The organism is Stenotrophomonas ginsengisoli, assembly GCF_001431485.1.
GTDB classification, from domain to species: domain Bacteria; phylum Pseudomonadota; class Gammaproteobacteria; order Xanthomonadales; family Xanthomonadaceae; genus Stenotrophomonas; species Stenotrophomonas ginsengisoli.
In genome coordinates, this window is record NZ_LDJM01000009.1 from 1 (window position 1) to 26,330 (window position 26,330).

At 65.4% G+C, this 26,330-nt stretch carries 24 protein-coding genes; 11 read left to right on the plus strand and 13 right to left on the minus strand.

Features of this window, described 5'->3' with window-relative positions; translation table 11 throughout:
* The first annotated feature begins 341 nt into the window (after positions 1-341).
* Positions 342-650: a hypothetical protein gene (locus tag ABB30_RS16095; RefSeq protein WP_152980531.1), complete on the plus strand. Its 309-nt coding sequence runs from the start codon at positions 342-344 to the stop codon at positions 648-650.
* Between the two features lie 69 nt (positions 651-719).
* Here the strand turns inward: ABB30_RS16095 and ABB30_RS03285 are convergent, their stop codons facing one another.
* Complete coding sequence (locus ABB30_RS03285) at positions 720-1,028, minus strand: hypothetical protein (protein WP_152980532.1); 309 nt, start codon at positions 1,026-1,028, stop codon at positions 720-722.
* Between the two features lie 46 nt (positions 1,029-1,074).
* Complete coding sequence (locus ABB30_RS03290) at positions 1,075-1,977, minus strand: peptidoglycan recognition protein family protein (RefSeq protein WP_083489656.1); 903 nt, start codon at positions 1,975-1,977, stop codon at positions 1,075-1,077.
* A 990-nt stretch (positions 1,978-2,967) separates the two neighbouring features.
* Here ABB30_RS03290 and ABB30_RS03295 point away from each other — a divergent pair.
* Positions 2,968-3,360 (plus strand): hypothetical protein, encoded by a 393-nt coding sequence (locus tag ABB30_RS03295; protein WP_152980533.1) that lies wholly within the window; start codon positions 2,968-2,970, stop codon positions 3,358-3,360.
* A gap of 88 nt (positions 3,361-3,448) precedes the next feature.
* Here the strand turns inward: ABB30_RS03295 and ABB30_RS03300 are convergent, their stop codons facing one another.
* Positions 3,449-4,402, minus strand: a complete 954-nt coding sequence (locus ABB30_RS03300) for an AraC family transcriptional regulator (protein WP_161808820.1) — start codon at positions 4,400-4,402, stop codon at positions 3,449-3,451.
* A 137-nt stretch (positions 4,403-4,539) separates the two neighbouring features.
* On the opposite strand from ABB30_RS03300, the gene ABB30_RS03305 reads away from it, so the two are divergent.
* The 3 genes from ABB30_RS03305 (at position 4,540) to ABB30_RS03315 (ending at position 7,104) form a co-directional block, all read left to right on the plus strand.
* Positions 4,540-4,902 carry a hypothetical protein gene (locus ABB30_RS03305; protein WP_057636892.1) on the plus strand — a complete coding sequence of 121 codons (363 nt, stop codon included), beginning with the start codon at positions 4,540-4,542 and terminating at the stop codon, positions 4,900-4,902.
* A 127-nt stretch (positions 4,903-5,029) separates the two neighbouring features.
* A complete protein-coding gene (locus tag ABB30_RS03310; protein ID WP_152980534.1) occupies positions 5,030-5,572 on the plus strand; it encodes a hypothetical protein in 543 nt (180 codons plus the stop codon).
* A gap of 209 nt (positions 5,573-5,781) precedes the next feature.
* Positions 5,782-7,104: a Na+/H+ antiporter family protein gene (locus ABB30_RS03315; protein ID WP_057636894.1), complete on the plus strand. Its 1,323-nt coding sequence runs from the start codon at positions 5,782-5,784 to the stop codon at positions 7,102-7,104.
* Between the two features lie 77 nt (positions 7,105-7,181).
* On the opposite strand, the gene ABB30_RS03320 is transcribed toward ABB30_RS03315, so the two are convergent.
* Positions 7,182-7,586, minus strand: coding sequence for a hypothetical protein (locus tag ABB30_RS03320; RefSeq protein ID WP_152980535.1), 405 nt, complete (start codon positions 7,584-7,586; stop codon positions 7,182-7,184).
* Positions 7,587-7,819: 233 nt separating this feature from the next.
* Between ABB30_RS03320 and ABB30_RS03325 the strand changes: the two genes are divergently transcribed.
* Positions 7,820-8,911: an NAD(P)-dependent alcohol dehydrogenase gene (locus ABB30_RS03325; protein ID WP_057636896.1), complete on the plus strand. Its 1,092-nt coding sequence runs from the start codon at positions 7,820-7,822 to the stop codon at positions 8,909-8,911.
* 29 nt (positions 8,912-8,940) lie between these two features.
* On the opposite strand, the gene ABB30_RS03330 is transcribed toward ABB30_RS03325, so the two are convergent.
* The 7 genes from ABB30_RS03330 to ilvC all read right to left on the minus strand — a co-directional run bounded on the left by ABB30_RS03330 (position 8,941) and on the right by ilvC (position 15,728).
* Positions 8,941-9,357, minus strand: coding sequence for a hypothetical protein (locus ABB30_RS03330; protein ID WP_057636897.1), 417 nt, complete (start codon positions 9,355-9,357; stop codon positions 8,941-8,943).
* Positions 9,358-9,513: 156 nt separating this feature from the next.
* Complete coding sequence (locus tag ABB30_RS03335) at positions 9,514-9,864, minus strand: hypothetical protein (protein WP_152980536.1); 351 nt, start codon at positions 9,862-9,864, stop codon at positions 9,514-9,516.
* A gap of 137 nt (positions 9,865-10,001) precedes the next feature.
* Positions 10,002-11,540, minus strand: coding sequence for a 2-isopropylmalate synthase (locus tag ABB30_RS03340; RefSeq protein WP_057636899.1), 1,539 nt, complete (start codon positions 11,538-11,540; stop codon positions 10,002-10,004).
* Positions 11,537-12,625 (minus strand): threonine dehydratase, encoded by a 1,089-nt coding sequence (locus ABB30_RS03345; RefSeq protein ID WP_057636900.1) that lies wholly within the window; start codon positions 12,623-12,625, stop codon positions 11,537-11,539. Before ABB30_RS03345 ends, ABB30_RS03340 begins: the two co-directional genes overlap by 4 nt.
* Positions 12,626-12,715: 90 nt before the next feature.
* Positions 12,716-12,964, minus strand: coding sequence for an ACT domain-containing protein (locus tag ABB30_RS03350; RefSeq protein WP_057636901.1), 249 nt, complete (start codon positions 12,962-12,964; stop codon positions 12,716-12,718).
* Positions 12,948-14,669 carry an acetolactate synthase 2 catalytic subunit gene (gene ilvG, locus ABB30_RS03355; protein ID WP_057636902.1) on the minus strand — a complete coding sequence of 574 codons (1,722 nt, stop codon included), beginning with the start codon at positions 14,667-14,669 and terminating at the stop codon, positions 12,948-12,950. The genes ABB30_RS03350 and ilvG overlap by 17 nt, the downstream gene beginning before the upstream one ends.
* Before the next feature lie 39 nt (positions 14,670-14,708).
* Positions 14,709-15,728, minus strand: coding sequence for a ketol-acid reductoisomerase (ilvC, locus tag ABB30_RS03360; protein ID WP_275452393.1), 1,020 nt, complete (start codon positions 15,726-15,728; stop codon positions 14,709-14,711).
* A 641-nt stretch (positions 15,729-16,369) separates the two neighbouring features.
* Between ilvC and ABB30_RS03365 the strand changes: the two genes are divergently transcribed.
* From ABB30_RS03365 to ABB30_RS03380, 4 genes are all read left to right on the plus strand, one after another.
* Positions 16,370-17,164, plus strand: coding sequence for an AfsR/SARP family transcriptional regulator (locus tag ABB30_RS03365; RefSeq protein ID WP_057636903.1), 795 nt, complete (start codon positions 16,370-16,372; stop codon positions 17,162-17,164).
* A 279-nt stretch (positions 17,165-17,443) separates the two neighbouring features.
* Complete coding sequence (locus ABB30_RS03370; protein ID WP_083489658.1) at positions 17,444-19,687, plus strand: winged helix-turn-helix domain-containing protein; 2,244 nt, start codon at positions 17,444-17,446, stop codon at positions 19,685-19,687.
* 131 nt (positions 19,688-19,818) lie between these two features.
* Positions 19,819-20,706 (plus strand): helix-turn-helix domain-containing protein, encoded by an 888-nt coding sequence (locus ABB30_RS03375; protein WP_057636905.1) that lies wholly within the window; start codon positions 19,819-19,821, stop codon positions 20,704-20,706.
* A gap of 55 nt (positions 20,707-20,761) precedes the next feature.
* A complete protein-coding gene (locus ABB30_RS03380; protein ID WP_057636906.1) occupies positions 20,762-23,635 on the plus strand; it encodes a TonB-dependent receptor plug domain-containing protein in 2,874 nt (957 codons plus the stop codon).
* A 170-nt stretch (positions 23,636-23,805) separates the two neighbouring features.
* On the opposite strand, the gene ABB30_RS03385 is transcribed toward ABB30_RS03380, so the two are convergent.
* Positions 23,806-24,921 (minus strand): HDOD domain-containing protein, encoded by a 1,116-nt coding sequence (locus ABB30_RS03385; RefSeq protein WP_057636907.1) that lies wholly within the window; start codon positions 24,919-24,921, stop codon positions 23,806-23,808.
* Positions 24,922-25,065: 144 nt separating this feature from the next.
* On the minus strand, positions 25,066-25,599 hold the full coding sequence (gene ppa, locus ABB30_RS03390; protein WP_057636908.1) for an inorganic diphosphatase: 534 nt from the start codon (positions 25,597-25,599) through the stop codon (positions 25,066-25,068).
* Between the two features lie 151 nt (positions 25,600-25,750).
* Between ppa and ABB30_RS03395 the strand changes: the two genes are divergently transcribed.
* On the plus strand, positions 25,751-26,260 hold the full coding sequence (locus tag ABB30_RS03395; RefSeq protein WP_152980537.1) for a hypothetical protein: 510 nt from the start codon (positions 25,751-25,753) through the stop codon (positions 26,258-26,260).
* Positions 26,261-26,330: the final 70 nt, after the last annotated feature.

Consider the following 26,330-nt stretch of genomic DNA (forward strand, 5'->3'; position numbering starts at 1 on the left):
AGGGCAGAAACGCGGGAAACCTCAGGGTCAGGTTGGCTTGTCTGTCTGAAGCAGGTAAAAGCTTCCACAGGAAACCCGGGTCAGAGTGGCCTTTCTGAGGTGGCGACTACCGTGCTTGAAGCAAAGCTTCCGCCCGCTGCGCGTGCGGGTGACTTTTGAGGCCGCAAAAGTCACCGAAACCCGGGTCAGAGTGAAGTGGCCCGTTTTCGTGGACAGGGTAGTCAGGGGACAGTCCTGACCTGTTGATATTGCTGTTCCAAAACCCGGGTCAGAGTCGCCTTTTCGAGGCGGCGAGGGAAACCCGGGTCAGAGAGGCCTTTCTGAGGTAGCGAGTGCCGTGCTTGAAGCAAAGCTTCCACACGCTGCGCGTGCGGGTGACTTTTGATGCCGCAAAAGTCACCAAAACGGCTTCTCGCCGGGACGCGTGCCGCTGCGGCCTTCGGCCACATCGGTGCCCTGTGCTTCTCGCGGCTCAACGCGGCGTGGGAACTCGCTGCGCTCAAACATCCCACGCCTTTATCGTTGATCCGCTGCGATACTCGGCACGCTTTACGGCTCGGGCAGGAGAGCGAAAGCTCGACGGCAACGGCAACGGCAACGGCAACGGCAACGGCAACGGCAACGGCAACGGCAACGGCAATGACCCTTGATTGGTCTGCAAAGTCGCGCATGAGGCGACGGCCAGCGGTACTGCCGGGACAGACGGTTGCAGCAGCTGCTCAGGGCTCGCCGTTGTCGGGCATCAGCAGGGCCAGGGGCGCGCAGGCGGGGGCGCTGCAACCGAAGTAACGCGTAGGGCCATCACCGGTCCAGCTGGCCGTGCCGGCGGCATTGATGCGGTAGTGCCAGCGCTCGCCGTGAGCGATCAGCGTGCCGGTGATCTCGCAGGGCAGGTGGTCAAAGCTGCGGTGTGGCAATTCCGGGTATTCGGTGGCGGCCGCAAAGAACTGTGCCACCTGCTCACGGCTCAACTGCCAGGCTTTGCAGGCATCAGGAAATCCCTTGCCGCCCGATTCGGGGTGGTCCATCAGCTGTGCCGGCGTGGTACTCAGCACCTGCAGCGCGGTTTTGCCATCAGCGGCTGGGGCTGGATGGCTGCTGCAGGCGCTCAGGCTCAGGCTCAGCAGCAGGGGTGTACAGGCCAGCGCCTTCGCCAGCAGTCTTGTTGGAAATGACATCGTGGGCGTAAACATCGCGGTCACCTATCCCGTAGTGTTGCTGCAGGGTATTTATCAGCCGGTTGATCGAGGCTTGCTGGGCTGCGGTGGGCGCTTCCCACTTGCCGCCCAGATGACGGCCCACCACCTCGATGCCAATGCTGTCCTCGTTGAGCGGGTAGCGCTGAGGATAATCCTTGGCTTTTTCATGGTTGTAGGTCGCGGTAGGGCTCCAGCCCCGCTGCCTGGCCAGCGCGGCCTCCTCGGGTGAGCAGCTGGCCTCCTCGACGCAGCGCGACTTTATCTTTCCCACATGTAGTGTGCGCTGTTCCAGGCTGGCGGTCTGGTAAATGGTGCCGTCCTTGTCGACCAGGAAATGGGTGCCGTACTGCACCCCGTCGCGGCCGCTGGCAAACGCGCGCAGGGCGCTGTCGGCGGTGGCCGATTCGGTCCGATGCAGCACCACAGCATGCACCTGATTAAGACGGCCGCGGCCCAGACCTGCCACCTCGTTGCGCACGATGTCTGGATCGGTCAGCCAGCCATCCCGTACTGCCGGGTCGGGTTGCGGCTGTGTCAGAACCTGCTCCAGATGGATACTGGCCCGGTACACCGGGGGCAGATCGCCGTGTGGGCGGTAAACCGCGAATATCTGCTGGCCGACCTGGGTGATGTCATCGATGCGTTTGACCAACGGATTGCCATGCACGGCATTTTCCAGTGCCTGTTCAATGCGGGGGCGATGTGCCTCGTCCAGCGCCAGGCCATCCAGATGCGCTGCGATCTGCTGCTTCAATGCGGCTTGTGTGGGATCACTCATCGCCTTTTACCTGCTATGCGGGTGGGCTGGTGCCTTGCCACGCTGGATGGAATTGCCGGCAGGGTCAAGCAATCAGCGCTGTTTGCGTGAAACTTGTCACGGTCCCTGCATATCGGTATGCATCCGGGGCGATTGGCGGCGGCTTGGCTCAACCGTTTATACCGGTTAACAGTATCTGCCGCTGGGTTTGCGGTTGACGTTGAGCAGACATTGGTACGCTGAATAGCGTTTGCAGCCGCAAAGGTCACACTGCCAAATAAGCGATCCAAGAAAACTCGCAAAAAACTCGGAAAACCCGGGTCAGGAAAACCCGGGTCAGAGAGGCCTTTCTGAGGTAGCGAGTGCCGTGCTTGAAGCAAAGCTTCCACACGCTGCGCGTGCGGGTGACTTTTGATGCCGCAAAAGTCACCAAAACGGCTTCTCGCCGGGACGCGTGCCGCTGCGGCCTGTGGCCACAGCGGTGCCCTGTGCTTCTCGCGGCTCAACGCGGCGTGGGAACTCGCTGCGCTCAGACATCCCACGCCTTCTTCGTTGATCCGCTGCGGCGAACGGGGTCAGGTTGGCTTACGGGTTTGAAGCAGGTAACAGCTTCCACACGCTGCGCGTGTGGCTTCCTTTTGTCTTGGCAAAAGGAAGCAAAACCGCTTCTCGCCGGGACGCGTGCCGATGCGGTGGGGCCGCATCGGTGCCCTGTGCTTCTCGCGGCTCAACGCGGCGTGGGAACTCGCTGCGCTCAGACATCCCACACCTTCTTCGTTGATCCGCTGCGATGCTCGGCACGCTTTACGGCTCGGGCAGGAAAGCGAAAGCTCAACGGCAACGGCAACGGCAACGGCAACGGCAACGGCAACGGCAATTGTGCATATCCGTTGGGTTGATTGGCTGTTGCGATTTGCTTCTGAAATCACGAGTCTGGGTGCACTTCTGTGATCTCAGTCGTGCAGCGGAGATAGCCATGGGTTAACTTCACACGCTCAACTATTCAAGGAGATGGCAATGACGTTGAGTAACGTAGTACTGGGTGCAGTGGTTGCGTTGGCTGCGCCGTGTGCGCTGGCCGCAACCTCTTCTGATCCTCTGTATGGCGAGGATGCGCAGGCGCTGGCGCTGCTGCAGTGCCAGGCCGATTACGCCGAACGTTATGCCAAGGCGGTGACCGCGCAGCGGGCCACGGCGACGGAAGTGGCAACGGCAGCACATGCCAGCTGTGCGGCGCAGTTCGAGGCTTTCGTGCGGTCACGGTTGACGGCGGCAGGTGATGCCGAGCGGGCGCAGGCCATGTTTTCGCCAGCGGCATTTGTCGAACATCACAGTCAACGCATGCGTGATTACGCTCATGCCCGCACGCTGGATGTGTATCTGCGCAGCACTGCTACGTTCTGATTGATGCAGAGCCCACAGCGGGTGCTGATGGGCACGGTGGTAATGCAGCCTCCGGGTACTGAGGACTTGCAGTCCCGGGCGCTGTGGCTCAGGCGGCCTTGCTGGCCGGTGCCAGCGGGGCGGGTTGGGTCTGCAGTTCGACGCGGGGGGCTTTGCGGTAGCGCAGGGGGGAGAGGCCGGTTTCGCGGCGGAAGGCCTGGCTGAAGGCGCTGTCCGATTCGTAGCCGAGTTCTTCGGCGATGCGGGCCACGCTGTAGGTGGAGCGGCGCAGCAGGCGCATGCCGAGGCGGATGCGCCAGCGCAGCAGGTAGGTCAGCGGGGGCACGCCGACCAGTTTCTTGAAGTGCTCGGTGAAGCGGGTGCGCGACATGCTGGCGTGGCTGGCCAGCAGGTCCAGGGTCCAGGGCATGGCCGGGTGGGCGTGCATCTGGTTGAGTACCGGGCCGATATGGCTGTCGGCCAGGGCGTTGAGCCAGTTGGCCGAGGGGGTGCCGCCCTGCTCGAGGAAGGCGCGCAGGCCATGGATCAGCATCAGGTGGGAGAGGTGGTCCACGGTCAGGGCAGTGCCGGGGCCGGGGTGACGCACTTCCTGCCACAGCTGCTGCAGCGTCCACTGGATCACCGAGGCATGCGCGGCCGGCAGGCGGATCACCGGGTCCAGCGCTTCCAGCAGCAGGGGCGAGTGGGTCTGGTCGAAGGTGAACTTGCCGCGCAGCACGATCACCTCGTGGCCGCCGCAGCTCACCACGCCTTCGTCGATCTCCGAGAGCAGGGCGCGGGCATCGCGGGGAATCAGCCGGGGGCGGTTGTACAGCTTGTAGGGGCGGCCATCGGTGAGCAGATAGCCATCGCCGGCCTGCAGCTGCATCGGCTCGTCTATGCCCTCCACCTGCAGCCAGCACTGGCCCTGCTGGATCACATTGAACTTGATGCCCTCGTAGGCCGGGAAGGCCAGGCACCAGTCGCCGCCCAGTTCCAGGCGGGTGGTCAGGGCGCTGCGTGGGTTGAGCAGCGAAAGCACACTGGAAAGTGGGTCGAGCATCATGGTTTGGGACGATCGCGACAAAATTCAGGACGAATTCGAATGTGAAGACGGCCCGGTCTTGGCAATGTGAATACAGCGCACGTTCATCGCGAAATGTGCGCGGGGACACGTTGCGACTACCTGGGGATACGCAAATGAATGGCAAATTGAATCTGTCCGACCTGAACAATCTGGCCGGTTTCGTCGGCGCGGCGCTGGTGGACAGCGACAGTGGCATGTCCATGGCCACGGCCGGTGGCGGCAATATCGACCTGGGCCTGGCTGCGGCCGGCAATACCGAGGTGATCCGGGCCAAGCGCAAGGTGATGGCCAACCTGGGCGTGCGTGATGCGCTGGAAGACGTGCTGATCTCGCTGGGCAACCAGTACCACCTGCTGCGCCCGCTGGAGACCAACCCGGAGCTGTTCCTGTACGTGGTGCTGGACCGTTCCAAGGCCAACCTGGCCCTGGCCCGGCATGAACTGAAGTCCTTCGAAAAGACCCTGGATTTCAGCTGACCCTGGCGCACGTGCCAACGGCGGTGGCCCTGGCCGCTGCCGTACAGGCTTGACTGCCGGCTGCGACGGTTTGATGGCAGGGCTGGCGTCAGGCGGGATAGCTGTCAGGATGGGCCAGGATCGGCAGATGGCAGTACATATGGAATGGATGGGCAGACGATGGCGCTGGCTGTTGTTGTTGGGCCTGGCCGGCTGCAGCACATCGGAGCGCTTTGTGCTCAGCCCGGTGCTGGCCGAGCCGGCACCGCGTGAACAAGGCCAGGGCAACAACGGCCCCGGCGCAAGGCCGCAGGGGTTTGTGGAAGTGACGCAGCGGCTGGCGCCGGCGGTGCAGATCACGGACACGGCAGCCGGGCAGCTGCAGTACCGGGTGCAGGGCAACTTTTCCTCGGCAGGGTTGTCGGCCCGGCGGATCGGGGCGAGCCAGCAGCAACAGCGGCGCGAGGGTGACCACCTGATCGTCCAGCATTACCTGCAGCTGGCGGCCGTCGCCGGCAAGGAGGGGGCGCTGGTTCGCGGCTACAACTACCAGCGCGATTATCGGCTGACGCTGCCGGCGGGCATTACCCGGGTCAGCATCGAGTTGCACGAGCGCCGCGTGGCACGCTCCGGCCAGGCCGCCCCGGAAGAACCGTACCGCTTGCTGGCGCAGACCACTCTGGAATTGTGAACCCACCCGGCGCGCACTGCGGCGTGGGGTGATGCGGCTGGATGATTGCCAGCGGCAGGCCGGTTTTTTTGCCGCGCCGGGCATGTGGTGCCGCGCCTGCCCGGCGGCCGGGCCACAGGTTGCCCGGTGTTTTTGACAGCCTTGCTGCGCTGCGGCATGGTGGGCGCCTGCAGGCCGCGTCGCGGCCTTTTTTGGTGGCGGAGTCTTCAATGAACGCAGTTCTTGCGGCGGTGGGCATCATGCTGGTGATGAGCCTGTGCCGGATCCATGTGGTGGTGGCGCTGATCATCGGCGCGCTGGCCGGCGGCCTGCTCGGCGGGCTGGGCATGGAGGCCACCCTGGCCGCCTTCAACAAGGGCCTGGGCGCCGGGGCCACGGTGGCCCTGTCCTATGCGCTGCTGGGCGCGTTCGCGGTGGCCATCGGCAAGTCAGGCCTGGCCCATGCCCTGGCCGACCGCATTCTGGCCATGGTCGGTCGCCAGCACAGCGAAAAAGCCACTGCCTCGGTCAAATGGTTGCTGATCGCCCTGCTGCTGGCGGTGTCGGTGGCCTCGCAGAACGTGCTGCCCATCCATATCGCCTTCATTCCGCTGCTGGTGCCGCCGCTGCTGTACGTGCTGAGCAAGCTGCAGATCGACCGTCGCCTGATTGCCTGTGTGATCACCTTCGGCCTGATTACCCCGTACATGTTCCTGCCGGTGGGCTTTGGCAACATCTTCCTCAACAACATCCTGCTGGCCAATGTGACCAAGGCCGGGGTGGATGTGAGTGGGGTCAATGTCACCCAGGCCATGCTGATTCCAGCCCTGGGCATGGTGTTCGGCCTGCTGGTGGCGGTGCTTTTCAGCTACCGCAAGAAGCGGGTCTACAACCTGGCCAAAATCAGCCAGACCGAGCGCAACCAGGTGCAGTACAACCCGCGCACCCTGGCCGTGGCCGGGCTGGCGGTGGCGGTGGCCTTTGCCGTGCAGCTGTGGCTGGATTCGATGATCGTCGGCGCGCTGCTGGGCTTTGTGGTGTTCACCGTGAGCGGGGTGGTGCGCTGGCGCGAGGCCGATGACCTGTTCACCGAGGGCATGAAGATGATGGCCATGATCGGCTTCATCATGATTTCCGCCCAGGGCTTTGCCGAGGTGATGACCGCCACCGGCCAGGTGACCAGCCTGGTGGACAGCTCGGTCAGCCTGATCGGCGAAAGCCGCGGCCTGGGTGCGCTGATGATGCTGGTGGTCGGCCTGCTGGTGACCATGGGCATCGGCTCCTCGTTCTCCACCGTGCCGATCATTGCCGCCATCTTCGTGCCGCTGTGCCTGGCCCTGGGCTTCAGCCCGATGGCCACGGTGTGCATCGTCGGCACCGCCGGTGCGCTGGGCGATGCCGGCTCGCCGGCCTCCGATTCCACCCTGGGGCCGACCTCGGGCCTGAACGTGGATGGCCAGCACCACCACATCTGGGACTCGGTGGTGCCCACTTTCCTGCATTACAACCTGCCGTTGCTGGCCTTCGGCTGGATCGCGGCGATGGTGCTGTAAGCGCGCCAACGCTGTGCATGAGAAAGCCCGCTGCAAGGCGGGCTTTTTTGTGGCGCAGACAAGGCGATACCGCCGGCTCAGCGGATGCGGAAATCCATGTTCAGCAGCGCGGGCCGGGGCTGGCCATCCACCCGGGCCGGGGACCACTGCACCGACAGGATCTGCTGCTCCTGTTCGGCGCTGAGCGCATAGCCGGCCGGATAACTGACGGCCAGCTCCTGGGGCATGCCGCTGCTGTCCAGGGCGACCACCACGCAGACCAGCTCGCTGCCCGAGCGCAGCCAGATGTTGCGGTCAAAACGCGGCAGCCGGGCCAGTGCCTGCGGCTTGTCATCGGCGTCATCGGCCAGGATGTGGTCCGGCCGCTCCTGCTGGAATACCGCCAGCAGTGGCGCTTTGGTGCACGAGGTGATGGGGCGCTCGCGTGCAGCGGTGTTGCCTGCAGGCAGCAACAGGGCGGTCAACAGCAGGACGGGTTTCATCGGCACCTCGGTGTGGAACTGCGGTGGTCGGGGCTGGTCTGTCTGCGGCCACTGGCAACGGATTGGATGCAGCGCAGGCAGGCGATCGGCAGTCAGGTGTGCTGCCTGTGTACGTCAACCAGGACGGCACGGCAAGCGGCCCGCACTGGCTGGCGGAATTTGATCCGTATCAAGGTCATAACTTTGGTTGTGCCGACAATGGCCGGGTCACCCACTGCTGTTGGAGCCTAGCCATGACCATGATGAAAGCTGCCGTGTTTGTCGAGAAGGGCCGGATCGAGATCGTGGACAAGCCGATCCCGGATGTCGGCCCCAACGATGCGCTGATCCGTATCACCACCACCACCATCTGCGGCACCGACGTGCATATCCTCAAGGGCGAGTACCCGGTGGCCAAGGGCCTGACCATCGGCCACGAGCCGGTGGGGGTGATCGAGAAACTGGGCAGTGCGGTGCGTGGCTACCAGGAAGGCCAGCGGGTGATTGCCGGTGCCATCTGCCCGAACTTCAACAGCTATGCCGCCCAGGACGGGGTGGCCAGCCAGGACGGTAGCTACCTGGATGGCGAGCGCTGCCGTTGCCATGGCTACAAGGCCACGGCCGGCTGGCGCTTCGGCAACCTGATCGACGGTACCCAGGCCGAATACCTGTTGGTGCCCGATGCCCAGGCCAACCTGGCCCCGGTGCCGGACGGGCTGACCGACGAGCAGGTGCTGATGTGCCCGGACATCATGTCCACCGGCTTCAAGGGTGCGGAAAACGCCAATATCCGCATCGGCGACACCGTGGTGGTGTTTGCCCAGGGCCCGATCGGCCTGTGCGCCACCGCCGGTGCGCGCCTGCTCGGCGCCACCACCATCATTGCCGTGGATGGCAATGACGAGCGCCTGGCCATGGCGGGCAGGATGGGCGCCGATGTGACCCTGAACTTCCGCAATGTCGATGTGGTGAGCGAGGTGCACCGACTCACCGGCGGGCGCGGTGCGGACAGCGCGATCGAGGCGCTGGGCACCCAGCTGACCTTCGAGCAGGGAATCAAGGTGCTCAAGCCCGGCGGCACCCTGTCCAGCCTGGGCGTGTATTCGGAGGACCTGAAAATCCCGATGTCCGCCTTTGCTGCCGGCCTGGGCGACCACACCATCCGCACCGCGCTGTGCCCGGGGGGCAAGGAGCGCATGCGCCGGCTGATGAACGTGATCCAGGCCAACCGCCTGGACCTGGGCGCCCTGGTCACTCACCAGCGCAAGCTCGATGACATCGTCGAGGCCTATGACCTGTTCGCCAACCAGCGCGATGGCGTGCTGAAGATAGCGATCAAGCCCTGAGCCGCGGGCAAGGCATCGATGCCGGCAGCTCAGTCCTGCCGGCGTTGCCCGTTGTTGTCCGCCGCGCGGTCATCGGCTGTGGCCGGCGCGTCTACGCGGCGTGCGCGCAGGCGCTTGTCGATCTGTGCCCAGACCAGCATGCCCAGCCCGCCCAGCAGTATCGGGATGGCCAGCACGATGCCGGGGAAGCCGTACAGCACGGCGGCCGGCCACGACCATCCCCACTGCTGGCGGGCGTGGAACATGGCGCCGACACACTGGGCCAGGTCGGGGCTGAGCTTGTACAGCCAGGGCAGCAGCAGGCTGCCGCCGGCACCGACCGAGCTCTCCAGCTCCTTGCCCAGGGCCATACGGCTGCTGCCGGTGTACAGCTCCATGGCAAGCAACAGCCCGGCCAGCAGCAGGGCCATCAGCAGGTAAAGCGGCAGCTTGCGCAGGGAGGGCATCGGGCGTGGTCGCAGGGGCACAGGTGCACAGGTGCACAGGATCAAAGCGTAATGCTTGACGTCATTGTTGGCGATGCGTGCCCACAGCGGCAGCTGCTTGATTGAGCCAGGCGTGATGCCCGCGCCGTTGGCTGGGCCGGGCCTTCGCAGGGCAGGTCAGTTGCGCGCGGGCCTGCGCCACATGCCGCAAGCCAGGCTGCCGATGCCCATGCCAAGCAGTGCGCCGCAGATGTAGCCCTGCGCCAGGCCCTGGCCGGTGTAATGGGCAACGGCGATGCCGATGGTGCCGCTGATCACTGACAAAATCGCCAAGCCGCGCTTTTTCTGGTGCAGTGCCCGGGCTTGTTCGCGTTGTTGCTCGCGCTTGGTCCGGGCAGCGTCCATTTCCGCCGTGCGCGGAGCCAGCAAGGCATCCACGATGGCTGCGGCCTGCTGTTTGTTGATACTGCTCATGTTCTCGGGCACTCCGATCAGACAAGCGCAGAGATTGACCGATGCCTCTTCCATGGGCAACAGCGCTGCTGTGCAGTCGGCCACAAGTGTGGCCAACAGCAAGTGGGGAATCTGCCGCCAGCGAGCACATCGACCACAAACACACAGGCCGGGCATTGCCCGGCCTGTGGATGGAGTCAGCGCATGGACGATCAGGCGCTGGCGGTGGCGGCCTGTTTGTCGGCCTGCTGCTGGCGCAGCAGGCGGTTGGCCACGTCCAGCCAGGCCAAGGCGCTGGCTTCGATCACGTCACGGCTGGTGCCAGTGCCCTCATAGGCCTGGCCTTCATGGCGCACGCTCAGGTTGGCCTCGCCCCGCGCATCGGCGCCGATGCCCACGCTGTGCACGTGGTAGCTGTCCAGCTGCAGCACCACGCCGGTGGCGGCGGCCAGGGCCGAGAACAGGGCGTCGACCGGGCCGTCGCCGGTGGCGGTCTCGCTGACGCGGTGGCCTTCCGGGTCGGACAGTTCGATCAGCGCATTGGCCTTCTGACCGACATCGGAGATGGTCATCGAGGACAGACGGTAGCCGTTGTGGGCGGTACCCCCCTGCATCATCGACTGCAGGTCGATGTCAGTGACCACGCGCTGCTCCTCGCACAGGGTCTTGAACTGCTCGAACACCAGGGCCAGTTCTTCCTCCTCCAGCCAGTAACCCAGTGCACGCAGGCGGGCATCGACCGCGGCGCGGCCGCTGTGGCGGCCCAGCACCATCTGCGAGGACTCCCAGCCCACATCTTCCGGGCGCATGATTTCGTAGGTGTTGCGGTTGCGCAGCATGCCGTGCTGGTGGATGCCCGACTCATGGGCAAACGCATTGGCACCGACAATGGCCTTGTTGCGCTGGACCGGCATGCCGACCAGGCGCTGCAGCAGCTGCGAGGTGGCCACGATGCGGCGGGTGTCGATACCGGTGTCCAGGTCGTAGAAGGCGTTGCGCACCTTCAGCGCCATCACGATTTCTTCGATGGCGCAGTTGCCGGCGCGCTCGCCGATACCGTTGATCGAGCCTTCCACCTGGCGTGCACCGCCTTCGATGGCGGCCAACGAGTTGGCCACGGCCAGGCCCAGGTCGTTGTGGCAGTGGGCCGAGAAGATCACCTTGTCCGCGCCGGCCGCATTGGCGATGACGTGGCTGAACATGTGGCGGATTTCTTCCGGGGTGGTAAAGCCCACGGTATCGGGCAGGTTGATCGTGGTGGCACCGGCGGCGATGGCCACCTGGGTCACTTCGGTCAGGAAGTCCAGCTCGGTACGGGTGGCGTCCTCGGCCGAGAACTCGATGTCATCGATGTAGCCGCGGGCCAGGCTGACATGCTTGTGCACCGATTCCAGGATCTGCTCCTTGCTCATGCGCAGCTTGTGCTCACGGTGCAGCGGGCTGGTGGACAGGAACACGTGCAGGCGCGGGCGGGCAGCCGCTTCCAGGGCCTTGACCGAGGTCTGGATGTCGCCGGGCAGGCAGCGCGACAGGGTGGCCAGCACGGGGGTCTTCAGTTCGGCGCCGATCAGGCTCAGGGCCTCACGGTCGGATTGGGAGCTGGCGGCAAAGCCGGTCTCGATGATGTCCACGCCCAGTTCGGTCAGGGCGCGTGCCATCACCAGCTTCTGTTGCGGGCTCATGCTGCAGCCGGGGGATTGCTCGCCGTCGCGCAGGGTGGTGTCAAAAATTCGAATTCGGTCGGTGGTCACCTGGGTGTCTCCTCGACGGCGGTGGCAATAAGGGAAGTATGCGGAAAATTGGGGGCGATGGCGCGGCCGGTTTGGCCGCTGCGTAGTCGGTCCGGGGTGCGTCGGCGCGGTTTGCGCGGCGGCCGCGGGCGGATTTCGGAGAGCAGGCCGGCCAGCACGCTGGCATCGATGTTGCCGCCGGATACGACCGCGCATTTGCGCTTGCCGGCGACGCGACGGCCGGCGGCCAGGGCCAGGGCACCGGCGCCTTCGGCGATCAGGTGTTCTTCCAGGGCCAGGCGCACCAGGGTCTCGCGCAGCTCGGCCTCGCGCACGATGACCACGTCATCGAGCAGGGCCGCGCACAGGCGGCGGGTGATGAAGCCGGGAATCTTGACCTTGACCCCGTCGGCCAGGGTCGGCACCGGGTCGATGGCACGGTTGTCGCCGGCAATGGCCCGGGCCATCGAGTCCACGCCTTCGACCTGGGCGCCGACAATGCGCACGCCCTGCGACTTCAGCGCCAGGGCAACGCCGGAAGCCAGGCCGCCACCGCCGATCGGCACGATCACCACGTCCGGTGCATGCGGGGCCAGTTCCAGGCCCAGGGTGCCCTGGCCGGCGATGACATCCACATCATCGAAGGCGGACAGGAAGCGGTAACCGTTTTCCTGGGCCAGGGTCAGGGCGAAGGCATAGGCCTCGTCGTAGCTGTTGCCGTGCAGGCGTACGGTGCCGCCCCAGTGCTTGACCCCGGCAACCTTGGTGGCCGGGGCTGCGGTGGGCATCACCGCGATGGCGGTCACGCCCAGGCGCCAGGCCGCCCAGGCCAGACCCTGGGCATGGTTGCCGGCCGAGGCACAGACCACCGGGCGGTCATCACCACGCTCCAGCCCGGCCAGCAGCGCATTGAGCGCGCCACGTACCTTGTAGGAGCCGGTGCGCTGCAGGTTTTCCAGCTTCAGCCACACGCCGAAACGCTCGGCATGGTGCAGCGGGGTATCGGGCAGGTAACGGCGCAGGCGTGCCTTTGCTGCCAGTACATCGGCCACGCTGATGTGTGCCTGGCCTACCTCCGGCTCCAGCGGGGCGGTCTGCTCACGCATGACGCGGCCGGTTCTGCGCACAGCGGCGAAGAAGACACCCCCGGCGCCGGGCCCGGCGCTGGCCGGTGGCAGCAGGGGCGTGGACGGTATTCATGCGGCGCACTCTGCAGCCAGCGGGCTGACGTTGACGGCCAGGCAGTCGTAGATCTTGCCCAGCTGCAGGGCCAGGGTGTGGCCCGGGCGCTGCCCGCTCACCTCCATCTGCAGCTGCCAGCTGCCATCGGCCTGGCGCTGGGCCTGGACGCTGCTGGCGGTGAAGCCGCGGCGTTCGATCATGCCCAGCACACGCACCAGCGCGCCTTCGGCGGCGCTGATCTGCAGGTCAAGCCGGAATTGCATTGGGGGTCTCCTGGGCACGGTGGGCCGGGTTGGAATCGAGCATGTTGGAGTTGGCGTTGTTGGGCGGGACCAACGGCCAGACATTGGCGCGGGCGTCGATGGCCACGTGCAGCAGGGCCGGGCCATCGCTGGCCAGCAGCTCGGCCAGGGCCTGTTCGACCTGGCCACGGTCATCGATGCGGCTGGCACGGATGCCGAACACCTGGGCCAGGGCGGCAAAGTCCGGGTTGTCGGACAGGTCGATCTCGCTGTAGCGCTCGGCATGGAACAGCTCCTGCCACTGGCGCACCATCCCCAGGCAGGCGTTGTCGAGCAGGATGATCTTCACCGGCAGGCGGCAGCGGGCGATGGTGGCCAGCTCCTGCACGTTCATCATGAAGCCGCCATCGCCGTTGACCAGGATCACGGTGCGGTCCGGGCAGGCGAACTGCGCGCCCATCGCCGCCGGCAGGCCGAAGCCCATGGTGCCCAGGGCACCGGAGGTCAGGTGGTTGGACGGGTGGTTGAAGCGGCAGTGCTGGGCCACCCACATCTGGTGCTGGCCCACGTCGCAGGCAATCACCGCATCGGCCGGGGCCAGTTCGCTCAGGCGCTTGAGCAGGGACGGCGCATAGATGCTGTTGCCCGGGGCGTCGTAGCGGGCCGGGAAGCGCTCGCGGTTGCCGATGCAGCGTGCCCGCCAGGGCGCGCAGTCACTGCGCGCGGCGCCCAGGGCGGCGATGGCATCGGCCACGTTGCCGGGCACCGCGATGTCGGCGCTGCGCAGCTTGGAAATCTCGTAGGCATCGGCGTCGATGTGGATGACGCGGGCAAACGGGGCGAACTCGGTCAGCTTGCCGGTGGCGCGGTCATCGAAGCGGGCACCGACCACGATCAGCAGGTCCGACTCCTGCACCGCCATGTTGGCCGCGCGGGTGCCGTGCATGCCGAGCATGCCCAGGTAGTGGGGGTCATTGGCCGGCAGCGAGCCCAGCCCGCGCAGGGTCAGCACGGTGGGGATGCCGGTGTCGGCCACCAGCTGGCGGAAGCCATCCACCGCGCCGGCCAGGGCAATGCCGCCACCGCCGTAGATCACCGGCTTCTCGGCCGTGGCAATGGCGGCCAGGGCCCGCTCGATGTCGCTGGCCTGCGGCGCCGGGATGGCCGGCACCGCCGCCGGCACATGCGCGGGCAGGTGGCTGGCATCGGCCAGCTGCACGTTCTTGGGCATGTCGATCAGCACCGGGCCCGGACGGCCTTCGCGCGCAATGCGGAAGGCCGCCGCGACCACGGCCGGCAGCTCATCGACACTGCGCACCAGCCAGGAATGCTTGACGATGGGCAGGGTCATGCCGAACACGTCCAGCTCCTGGAAGGCATCGGTGCCCAGCAGGGTGGTGGGCACCTGGCCGGTGATGCACACCATCGGCACCGAATCGAGCATCGCATCGGCAATGCCGGTGACCAGGTTGGAGGCCCCCGGCCCGGAGGTGGCCACACACACACCCACTCGCCCACTGGCACGCGCATAACCATTGGCTGCCAGGGCAGCGCCTTGCTCGTGACGTACCAGGATGTGCTTGAGCGATGAATCCACCAGGGCGTCATAGAAGGGCATGATCGTGCCGCCCGGGTAACCGAACAGCGTATCCACGCCTTCGGCTTCCAGTGCCTGGGTCAACCAGCGGGCGCCATTGCGCGGCGTGCTTGGTGCTTGGATGTTCATGTGTGACCTTTGCCTGTAGCGGGTGGGGGCCGCGTGCGATTACGCGTTTTCTGCTTGCAGCCAGACCATCTTGGCGCGCAGCTGCTGGCCGACCTTCTCGATCGGGTGGTCCTTGTCGGCCTGCTGGAACTTTTTGTAGTTGGGCAGGCCGGCGTCGTACTCGGCTTCCCAGTTCTTGGTGAAGGTGCCGTTCTGGATGTCGGTCAGCACATCCTTCATGCGTGCCTTGACCGAGGCATCAATCACGCGCGGGCCGGAGACGAAGTCGCCGTACTGGGCGGTTTCGGAGATGAATTCCAGCATGCGGGTGACGCCACCTTCGTAGAAAAGGTCCACGATCAGCTTCAGCTCGTGCAGCACTTCGTAATAGGCGATTTCCGGCTGGTAACCCGCTTCGACCAGGGTTTCAAAACCGGCCTGGACCAGCTTGGAAGCACCACCGCACAGCACGGCCTGCTCGCCGAACAGGTCGGTTTCGGTTTCTTCCTTGAAGGTGGTCTTGATGATGTTGGCGCGGGCGCCGCCCAGGCCACCGGCGTAGGTCAGGGCGAACTGCTCGGCGTTGCCGCTCTTGTCCTGGTGCACGGCATAGATGCACGGCACGCCGCGGCCGATTTCATACTCGCGACGCACCAGCGCGCCCGGGCCCTTGGGCGCGACCAGCACCACGTCCAGGTCCTTGCGCGGGGTGATCATGCCGAAATGCACGTTCAGGCCATGGGCGAACAGCAGGCAGGCGCCCTGCTTCATGCTGCCGGCCAGCACATCGTTGTAGAGCTTCTTCTGCACCATGTCCGGGGTCAGCACGGCGACCAGGTCGGCGTCGGCCACCGCTTCGGCCACCGGCTTGACGGTGAAGCCATCGGCCTGGGCCTTGGATTCGGTCGGGCCACCCGGGCGCAGGCCAACGGTGACATCAAAGCCGGAGTCACGCAGGTTCATTGCGTGGGCGCGGCCCTGGCTGCCGTAACCGACAACGGCGATCTTGATCTGGGGCTTGTCGTTGCTGCTCATGGTGCGTTGGTCCTTGGTGAAGTCAAAAAAACAGCCGTGGCGCAGGTCACGCAACGGCTGGATCGAAAGCGCACACACACGTGCCACAGGCTGCACGGCTGGCTTGCGGCGAGCAGGGCTGGCGTTTGGGTTGTGGGTGTTTGCTGGTCATGGTTTCAACTGAAAGAAAGGCTGGAAATGAAAAACCCCGCACCGGGAACGGTGCGGGGTTTTTGACTTGATCCTGGCATTGCTGCTTACACGCCGGAGAGCCCCGCACCTGTTGGTCGAGTAATGAGTAGAAGTACCAGTACGCCAGCGGCCTTGATCGGCGCTGTGGGCATGGTCGGCAGGGGCATGTGGCGTTGCAGCATGGTTCGAGGGAAACACAGCCGTTTTGCCACTGTCAAGCATCGCTGTGATCGGGATTGGGCGCAGTGGTTGCAGTCGCGGCAAGGCCTTGCTGCGGCTGCATGGTTGCAGCGGAAACCGTGACTTTGTTGTGGCTGAAACCATTGTCGCTACGGTACCTGCGCGGTTTCTGCGTGGTGCGGCTGTCTGGGCGTGGTGTTGCAGGCAGGTCGTGTCCTGCGGCAACGCAAGCGCGTTGTGATAGGTATGTGATGCCGATACCGGTTGTGTAGATAAGCCCCTCTGGTGGCATATCCGGGAACGCAGGCATGAATATGCAGTACACAGGTGGGGCCATGTTGCATTCCGGCAGTCGCTTGCTGCCGACCGGATCACACCCGCCTCCGCTGCAGTTGCTGGGGCCCTCGCTGTGCAACAGCTCCGAAGGGGAGGTACGGCTGATGTATCGCAAGGGCTGGGCGCTGCTGGCCTACCTGCTGTTGGAGCCGGGCCGCAACCACCAGCGCAGCGAACTGGCTGCCTTGCTCTGGCCCGGGTTGGCCCAGGCAGCCGGGTTGACCAACCTGCGTCAGGTGCTGTGTGACCTGCGCCGCAAACTGACGCAGGTGATCGGGCCCGGGCTGCTGCTGACCACACGGGAGTGGGTGCGCCTGGATCTGGACAGTTCCTGCCCGCTCAGTGACCTGCAGTGGATTGACCAACTGGCTCAGGGAGAATGTGCAGGTATCGATGCCACCGCCTCGATGCAATGGCTGCTGGAATGCGGCGAACTGCTGGAAGGCTGGGACATGGAGGTGGGCGATCAATTCTGCTTCTGGTTGGTCAGTACCCGTCAGTGGTGCCAGCAGCAATGGCGTCGTGCACTGGAGCGTCTGCGCCACAGCGCCCAGCAAGCCGGGAACTGGCGGCTGGCACTGGAATGCGTGCGTTGCCAGATCCAGGTCGATCCCTGGGATGAAACACTGCACCGGCAACGTATGACGCTGTACACCGCAATGGGGCAGGCACAGCTGGCCCTGGCCAGTTACGGTGAGCTTGAAGATGTGCTGCAGCGGGAACTGGGGCTGTTGCCACAACGGGAAACGGCCGAGCTGGCAGGCTTGATCCGCCGTGCAGGGGAACTCGCCTGAGCTGTATGGCCGACGGGGCAAGGGCAGGGATGCCAAAAAAAACGCGCCATGAGGGCGCGAATGGTGAAGCGGTATAAGAAGTATGCGTCGGCGAGAGAGAGGTGCCTGCTGTGACCGCAGGCACGTCGGCTGCGATTAACAATCGTTAGGCTATCCTCACGCGGTTGTGAATCATTTGCTGTACATGCCGATGCTGTTTGCTGCCTCTGGCGCTTGCGCCGCTGCCCTGATCAGGGGCCTGCCCTGCGCACACCGGACCCCGGATGGCGGGGGCGGTCAATGAATGCGTCATCCCTGCCGCCGGTCTTGCCGGCGGTTTTGCTGGTGGGCCAGTGCCGGGTGGAGACCGCATCGCGCGAGATCAGCGGCCCGGCCTCGCCGCGGCTGCGCCGGGTAACGCCCAAGGCGCTGGCCGTACTGCGCCAGCTGGTGGCCGAGGCCGGCCAGGTGGTCAGTCGCGAGGCGCTGCTGGCCAGCGTCTGGCCCGATTCGGCGCCTACCGATGATGTGCTGACCCAGGCCATCACCCAGCTGCGCAAGGCCTTCGCCGCTGCCGATGGCAGCGAGCCGTACATCGAGACCATTGCCCGCAGCGGTTACCGCCTGCTGGTGCCGGCGCAGGGGGAAGTGCTGCTGGCCAGCGAGGTTGTGGCGGAGCCGTCTGCGGCCCCGCTTTCCACGCCGGCAACAGCGCCCGACGGGCACAAGCGCCGGCGCTGGCGTCGCTGGCGCCGCTGGTTGTTTGCCGGGCTTGCCGTGGTGTTGCTGCTGGTGATCGCCCTGCTGTCCTGGCTGCTGTGGCAGCAGCGCTCACAAGCGCCGGTGTCACCGCAAGTGGATCCGGAGGCGCGTGCTTACCGCCTGCTGACCTCCAGCCTGGCCACCGAAACCTATCCCGCGCTGTCACCGGCCGGTGACTGGGTCGCCTATACCGCCACCATCGGCAGTGGGCAATCGCAGATCCACGTGCGCCAGCGCTTTGCCAACAGCCCCACCCGGGTGCTGGCCGAGGTGCCGGCCGGTGCCAGTGACCGCCTGCCGGTCTGGTCGCCGGATGGCAGCCAGATTGCCTTTGCCCGGTTCAAGGCCGATGGCAGCTGCAGCTTGATGCTGGTGCCGGCCGATGGCACCCGTGCCCCCGAGCCGCTGCTCGATTGCAGCCAGGCCGAACTGCTCAGCTTCGACTTCAGCGCCGATGGCCGGGCCCTGGTCCTGGGCAGCTTTGCCGATACCGGGGAGCGTGCCGGGATCAGCCTGTTCCACATTGCCGAGCGACGCTGGCAGGCACTGGCCTATCCACGCCAGCCCGGGGATCTGGATTCCAGTCCACGCATCTCGCCGGATGGCCGCTGGCTGGTGTTTGCGCGCAATCCGCAGTTCGGTCGCCTGTACCTGATGGCGGCCGGTGGTGGCCCGGTCACCGCCCTGGACGCCGAGCTGGCGCCCATCCGCGGCCTGACCTGGCTGCATGACAGCCGCCATGTGGTGGCCGGCCGGCGCATTGGCATGCAGACCCGTCTGCAGCGCCTGGATATCCAGGCCCCGGGTATGTGGCAGGACCTGGGCGTGTCCAGCGGCCAGTTGCCGGCGGCCGCGCGCCAGGCACCGGTGCTGTCCTTCATGCAATGGAGGGCGCAGAGCAGCTTGCAGCGTTTCGTGCCCGGGCAGCCGGCGCAGGCGCTGTATCCCAGTGTCGGGCGTGAATTGATGCCGGCACTGTCGGCTGATGGCAGTCAGTTGCTGCTGGTTTCCGACCGCAACGGCGTGCCGGCGCTGTGGCTGGGGCGCGGCGATGGCCGTGGTCCATTGCGCCTGGTGCTCGGCCTGCAGCCGGATGTGCGCCAGCGTGCGGTCTGGGAGGCCAGTGGTGAGCGTGCCCTGGTGATCGGCAAGGACACGGCACAGCGCGGCGCGGTGTACGAGGTCAGCAGCAGCGGTGCGGTGGTGCACCTGCCGGTGCCGGCGGACGATGTCCTGCAGGCGGCCTATACCGGCCAGGCGAACCAGCTGCTGGTGCTGGACGGCGGTAATGACCACGGGCGCTTGCGCCTGTTTGACCGCAGTGCCACGCCCTGGCGCGAGCTGGCCCGGGTTGATGGCGTCAGCCAGGTGCAGTGGGACAGCCATGGCCAGCGTGCGCTGGTGAGCCGCTTCGCGACGCCGGGCCTGTTTGCCTGGGATGCGGCCAGTGGCCGGTTGGAGGTGGTCAATGCGCAATGGCCCACCCGCTGGCGTTACCGCAGCTGGCAGGTCGCCGCTGACGGGCGCATCTGGTACAGCCAGGTCAGCGCGGGTTGCCGCAATGCGCTGCGTCAGCTTGCGCCGGCCAGCGCTGATGGGCAGCCGGTGCTGCGTTGCCTGGATGCGTTGGTGGCCGCGAGCAATGGCGGCTTCTCCACAGCCCCTGATGGCGCGGTGGTGATGGCGGTTCCGCCTCTGGAAGGGGGCGATATCGGCCTGATGCTGTTGCCCGATACAGCTTCTGGTCAGCTTTCAGTTCCATCCAAGCTGTTGATTCCATAGATTAAATTGCATTCGGAAATGCTTCGTGCGGGATTTCGGAAAGACATCGGAGCGGCTTCGTAGGATTTTCCTGACACTACCTCTCGAACTTGGCAAAACGAGCGCCAAGTTTTTGCAAATGTAGTGATCTCATGCGACAGATTTCCTGGGCCGATCGCGGCCAGACCCTGAACTTGGACAAGCTCATCGAGGACGGCCAGATGCCGGTCTGCGTGGGGGCATCGCGATTGGGCACGGTGCAGACCAGTGGCCAGACCATGACCGTGTGGATGCAGTTGCGCGGCAGTTCCTGGGTCGAGTCCAAGGAAGGTCGCTTCCGTCTGCATGCCTGCCAGTGGATTGCCTTCGAGAAGGAATCCCGGCCGATGATCCAGAGTGGCCGCGATGGCCTGGTGGTCGGCCTGAGCCTGGACAGCGATGCGCTGCGTGCGCTGAACCAGTTGGCCGATTGCGGCGTGTATGCCGGCCGTGGTGTGGTCAACCGCAACGAGACGCGGGTGGCCCTGCGCCTGTGGCGTGAAGCGGCGCGTGCGGATGGCTCGGCAATGGCGCTGCGTCCGGTGCTGCTGCACCTGGCATCGTTGCAGAGCGATCTGGGTGATGTGGTGCAGCGCTGCCCGGGCCGTTCGCGCCTGCGCAAGCGCCAGGTGTTCGGTCGCATGCAGCGCGCACGCATGTACCTGGAGGGCAACAGCCACCGTGTGGTGCGCATCGGCGAGCTGGCCGAACTGACCAACTTCTCCTCCTGGTATCTGTCCAAGACCTTCCAGTCGTTGTACGAGGAAAGCCCGCAATCGCTGTCGGCGCGCCTGCGCCTGGAACGCGCGGCCCTGCTGCTGCGCGAAACCGACATGATGATCGGTGAAGTGGCTTCTTCCAGCGGGTTTGACAACTGCTGCAGCTTTGCCCGTGCCTTCCGTGCCAAGTTCGGCACGTCGGCATCGCGCTATCGGGAAAGCTTGCTGACAGGTTCGGCAAAGATTGCTGGTGCCTCACGCAAAGTTGCCGCGCGCGCCTGACCGTAATGTGAAGTGCGGCGCTCGTTGAGCGCCCTTCACGACTTTGGAGAGAAACATGAAGTTCCGTAATTCTGCGGTCCGGCTGGGCTTGTTGCCGGCCGGCATCGCCATGGTGTTGGCCCCGTCGTTTGCCAGTGCGCAGGACAGCGCCGCCGCTGGTGCCACCACCCTTGACCGCATGGAAGTCACCGGCTCGCGTATCCGCGGTGCCGACATCGAGACCCAGCAGCCGATCGTCACCCTGACCCGTGAGTCCCTGGAACAGCAGGGTTTCACCTCGGTGGCCGACGTCCTGCAGAACCTGACCTCGGCTGGTTCGCCGGCCATCTCGCGCGCTGAAGCCCTGGCTTCGGGCGAGAACGTGGGTGGTTACTACATCGACCTGCGCAACCTGGGCGCCACCCGCACCCTGGTGCTGATGAACGGCAAGCGCCTGGGCGCAACCACTGCCGGTTACCAGGACCTGAGCCAGATCCCGATGGCCGCTGTCGAGCGCATCGAGATCCTGAAGGATGGCGCTTCGGCCATCTACGGTTCGGACGCCATCGGTGGCGTGGTCAACGTGATCACCCGCAAGCGCTTTGACGGCGCTGAAGCCCAGGTCTACGTCGGCCAGTACGACGACGGCGACGGCGACACCACCACCTATTCGTTCACCATGGGCGCCGAAGGCGAGCGTGGCGGCCTGACCCTGTCGGCCGAATACTCCAAGCAGGAGCCGGTGTGGGCCAAGGACCGTTGGTTCTCGCGTGACGGCGCCCTGGGCCCGGGCACCACTCCGGACTACTGGAGTGCCACCAACGAAAAGGGTTCGTTCTGCAATCCGTGCAGCACCCCGAACCTGAAGAAGGATGAGCCGGGCTACGTCTCCAACGACGATGCCAAGTGGTTCACCCTGGCTGAAGGCGGCGACCCGGCCAACAAGAACGACTACCGTCCGATGACCACTGAAGACAACGTCAACGGCAATGAGCAGATGATGCTCATGACCGGTATCGAGCGTAAGTCGGTGTACATCAACGGCAACTACGATCTGGCCGATGCGGTCAGCTTCAACGCCGACATCCTGTACAACGAGCGCAACACCGAGCAGCAGATCGCCGGTTACCCGTACCAGTCGCGCAACATGGGCACCCCGCTGACCGCGGACAGCGCGTTCAACGTGCTGGGCTCGGACATGACCTTCCGCCGTCGTCTGTGGGAAATGCCGCGTACCACCGACAGCACCCTGAAGACCCTGCGTTTCGCGCCGAGCCTGTCCGGTTACTTCGATGCCGCCGGTCGTACCTTCGACTGGAACGTCGGTGCGATGTGGAACCGCAACGAGCTGACCAAGACCGCTCGTGGTGACATGAGCCTGCTGGCTTCGGAACAGGCCCTGGGTGCTTCGTTCATCGATGCCGACGGCGTTGCCCGTTGCGGCACCGCTGCCAGCCCGATCGCCGGTTGCTATGCCTGGAACCCGCTGCTGCCGTACGGCGTGGCCGGTGCCGGTTCGCTGGCTGACCGCAACGTGCAGAACTTCCTGTTCCCGACCTATACCGATACCGGTATCACCAAGACCACCATGTTCACCGCCGACCTGGCCGGTTCGATCATGACGCTGCCGGCCGGTGACCTGGGCTTCGCAGTGGGTGTGGAACACCGCAAGGAAGAAGGTCGCTTCGTGCCGGACGCCTTCGCCCAGTCTGGTTATTCTTCGGGCCTGGCATCGACCACCACTGCCGGTGAGTACGATCTGGACGAGGTTTACCTGGAACTGAACATCCCGGTGCTGTCTGACCTGCCGTTCGCCAAGGAGCTGACCGTCAACGTGGCTTCGCGCTACTCCGACTACAGCAACTTCGGCGACACCACCAACTCGAAGATCGGCTTCACCTGGCGCCCGATGGACGAGCTGCTGGTCCGCGGTACCTTCGCTGAAGGCTTCCGCGCACCGTCGATCGACAACCTGTACGGCGGTACCGGCTCGAGCTTCGAGTCGTATATCGATCCGTGCTCGGTCGGTGCTCCGGGTTCGGTGGCTGGCAATGCGGCTTGTACCGCTGCCGGCGTTTCCCCGACCTATGTGCAGCTGAACCAGAACATGGCTGGTTGCGGTTCCTGGCCGTGCCAGACCCCGGATGAGTTCATCAGCGGCTCCAACGCCAACCTGAAGCCGGAAACCTCGGAAAGCACCACCTTGGGTCTGGTCTGGAGCCCGCGCTTCGTCGCCGGCCTGGACATCAGCCTGGATTGGTACCGTTACGAAATCAGCGACATGATCATCAGCGACAGCGTTGATCGTATCCTGCGTGACTGCTACGTGCTGGGCAACACCAGCCGTTGCGAAGGCGTCAACCGCGCTGCCGATGGCCACATCGATGGCATGTTCTACGGCCTGGCCAACCTGGGCCAGATGGAAACCGAAGGTTTCGATCTGGGCGTGAAGTACCGTCTGCCGGAAACCGCCTACGGTAACTTCAGCTTCGACTGGCAGACCAGCTACCTGAGCAAGTACGACGAGCAGAACCAGAACTCGGCCGGTGAAGACATCACCATCGGCAGCGTCGGTTCGCCGGGCCTGTTCCGCGTGCGTTCCAACTTCGGTGTCAACTGGAACCTGGGCGACTGGACCGTCAACTGGACCAGCCGTTACTACTCCGGCATGAAGGAAGGCTGCATCTCGCTGGACGCTGGCTGGTGTGACCTGGCTGACCGCTACGCCAATGGCGAGTGGGACCCGCAGCGCACCACCGGTTCGAACACCTTCCACGACATCCAGGTCAGCTACAAGGCCCCGTGGAATGCCACCATCGCGGTGGGTGCCAACAACGTGTTCGACCACAGCGGCGCCCTGCAGTACAGCGAGCCGAACTCGAACTACTCCTACTACGGTGGTTTCGACATCGGTCGCTTCATGTACATGAAGTACACCCAGAAGTTCTGATCGTTCTGATCTGAGCGCTGGATGAGGGGGCGGGCCGCAAGGCCCGCCCCTTTTGTTTGCCTGCCGACGCGGGCGATGGTCTGCGGCCGGCGCCGCAGGCACAGGGCCGGGCAACAGGCATGAAAAAACCGCGCCATGGCGCGGTTTTTTCAGTGCCCCGGGTGGCTTGCTCAGGCCGGGTTGGCCGCCAGTCCGAGCAGGGCATCGGCCTGCTGCTGCCATTGCGGCAGTTTGTCCAGGCTGCCGGTCTGCTGCAGGTAGGCGGTGTTGACCGGTTCGCCGCGGATCAGGCTGTTGGCCACGTGCACCGCACCGGTGACCCAGAAGCTGCGGCTGTTGCAGCGTTGCGGGCTGAGCTGGAAGGCCACGGCTTCGATGATCGGCATCGGCAGGCCCCACAGGCCGAGCAGGTAGGCGCCGGCGTCGGCATGGCCGAGGGCGTCGCTGTCACTGCCCACATGGCGCTGGTCGACCACGCCGGGCAGCAGCAGGCCAATGTCGGCCAGCAGGGCAGCGGTGGCGCCGAGCTCGGCACTGGAGGCCGGCAGCAGGCGCGATGCCAGGCGCGCGGACATCATGGCGCGCTGCTGCAGGTGGGCGCGCTGCTGCTCGGAAATGATGCTGGAGGAGAACACCTCGCTGGCCAGGACCAGGTCGCGCAGGGTGCCCAGGCCCAGCCGGGTGACGGCGGTGCGCAGGTCGGTGATGGTGCGGCCACTGTTGAAGAACACCGAGTTGGACAGCTGCAGGACCTTGGCCGCGATGGCCGGGTCGGCGGCAACCAGGTCGGCGATCTGGCCGTTGTCGATGGCGTTGTCCTGCTCCAGTGCCTCGGTCAGGCGTAGGTACAGGGTCGGCGGGGAGGGCAGCTTCTCGATCCGGCCGATGCTGTTGCGCAGGTGTTCGCTGTCCAGCAGCTCGCGCAGCTCTTCCACGCTGCTCAGTGCTTCGAGCAGGGATTCCGGTGCCAGCGGCGAGGGCAGGAAGCGGTGGGCCAGGCCGATCAGGCGTGCCGAGGGCGGGCGCCCGGCATGCTGCTCGGAGACCAGGGCGATGCGGATCGCCTCCGGCCGCAGCGTGCGTGCCTGCAGCAGCAGCATCGTCGGCGGCAGGCCGACCACATGTGGCGCCACGATCAGTGCATCGATCGGGCTGGAGGCCAGCTCGGCCACGGCTGCATTGCCATCGGCGGCGCGCGTGACTTCCCACTGTTCGCCCCAGGCATGGATGAATTCAGCCAGCTCGGCCGGCAAGGCGGCCTCGTCCCCTACAAGCAGAATATGCAAAGTATTTCCCCTGCGGCCGCGCAACACGGCAGCCGTCAACCCCATGACTTTAAACCAAAACAGGGGGCTGCCTGTTGCGCGCAGCCCCCTGTTTTGTGATGCAGCGCACCGTGTGGCAAGCCTGCCTGTCGGTGCGGTTCAGCCTTACTTGGCGTCGGCGTAGCGTGCCAGCGCCTCGACCAGGATCTGCTTGGCTTCGGCGGCATCGCCCCAGCCTTCAACCTTGACCCACTTGCCCTTCTCCAGATCCTTGTAGTGCTCGAAGAAATGGGTGATGCGGTCCTTGATGCCCTGCTCGACGTCGTTGACATCGTTGATGTGGGCGTAGTCCTTGAAGATCTTGGTCACCGGCACGGCGATCAGCTTCTCGTCCTGGCCAGCCTCGTCGCTCATCTTCAGCACGCCGACCGGGCGGCAACGCACCACCGAGCCCGGGATCAGGCCGTGCGGCAGCAGCACCAGCACGTCGGCCGGGTCGCCGTCACCGCAGACGGTGTTGGAAACGTAGCCGTAGTTGGCCGGGTAGCGCATCGGGGTGGACAGGATGCGGTCAACGAACAGGACGTTGGTGTCCTTGTCCACTTCGTACTTGACCGGCTCCGAATCCTTGGCGATTTCGATGATGACGTTGATTTCTTCCGGCGGATTCTTGCCGGGGGAGACGAGCTCCAGGCCCATGTGCGGCTCCAGTATTGGGATGAACAGGTGTGACCGGCAATTCTACGCTGGCCAATGCTGCGCTGCATGAGGCAAGCCTTGCCGTGTTGTTCAGGCGTCACGGTGAAGGCTGTGGGCCGGTCCACCGCCTGCCCGCGGAGTTGTGATGCGCATGAATCGCTTGTTGTCTTCGGCCACTGGCCTGTCGCTGCTGGTTGCCCTCTCGGCCGCGGCCGCCGCCCCCCAGGCCCGCCCGCAGCGTCCGCCCGCCAGCCCGCAGGCCGATGGCGTTGCCCACACCCTGCGCCAGATCCCGGAGGCCTGCGTGCGCCTGCAGGGGGTGTTCACCGGGCGCGCCGACCAGCCCTATGCGCTGCAGGCCGTGCCCACCCATGAGCGCTGCCCGCGGCGGGCAGTGTTCACCGGCATCGGTGATGCGCCAGCGGCCAGCGAAGGCTGGCAGCTGGACGAGCAGATCGTGGTGCCGTCGGCGGCCTGTCCGGGCATGGCCATGCAGCTGAGCATGTGGCACCGGCAAGGGCAGGTGCAGGCGGCCGGCCGCGATGGCCAGGGACAGGTGCGGGTCTACCTGGACCAGCTGCAGCAGGGCCAGGCAGCGCGGGCACCATCGGCACTGCCGCAGTGGCGGGCCAGCTGGCAGGTGCAGGGGCGTTGCCGCTGAGTGTGTGGCCGCGCCGCGATCCGGCCAAGCGCCGGGGTGGGACGATGCGGTAAGCTGACCATCTTGCGGT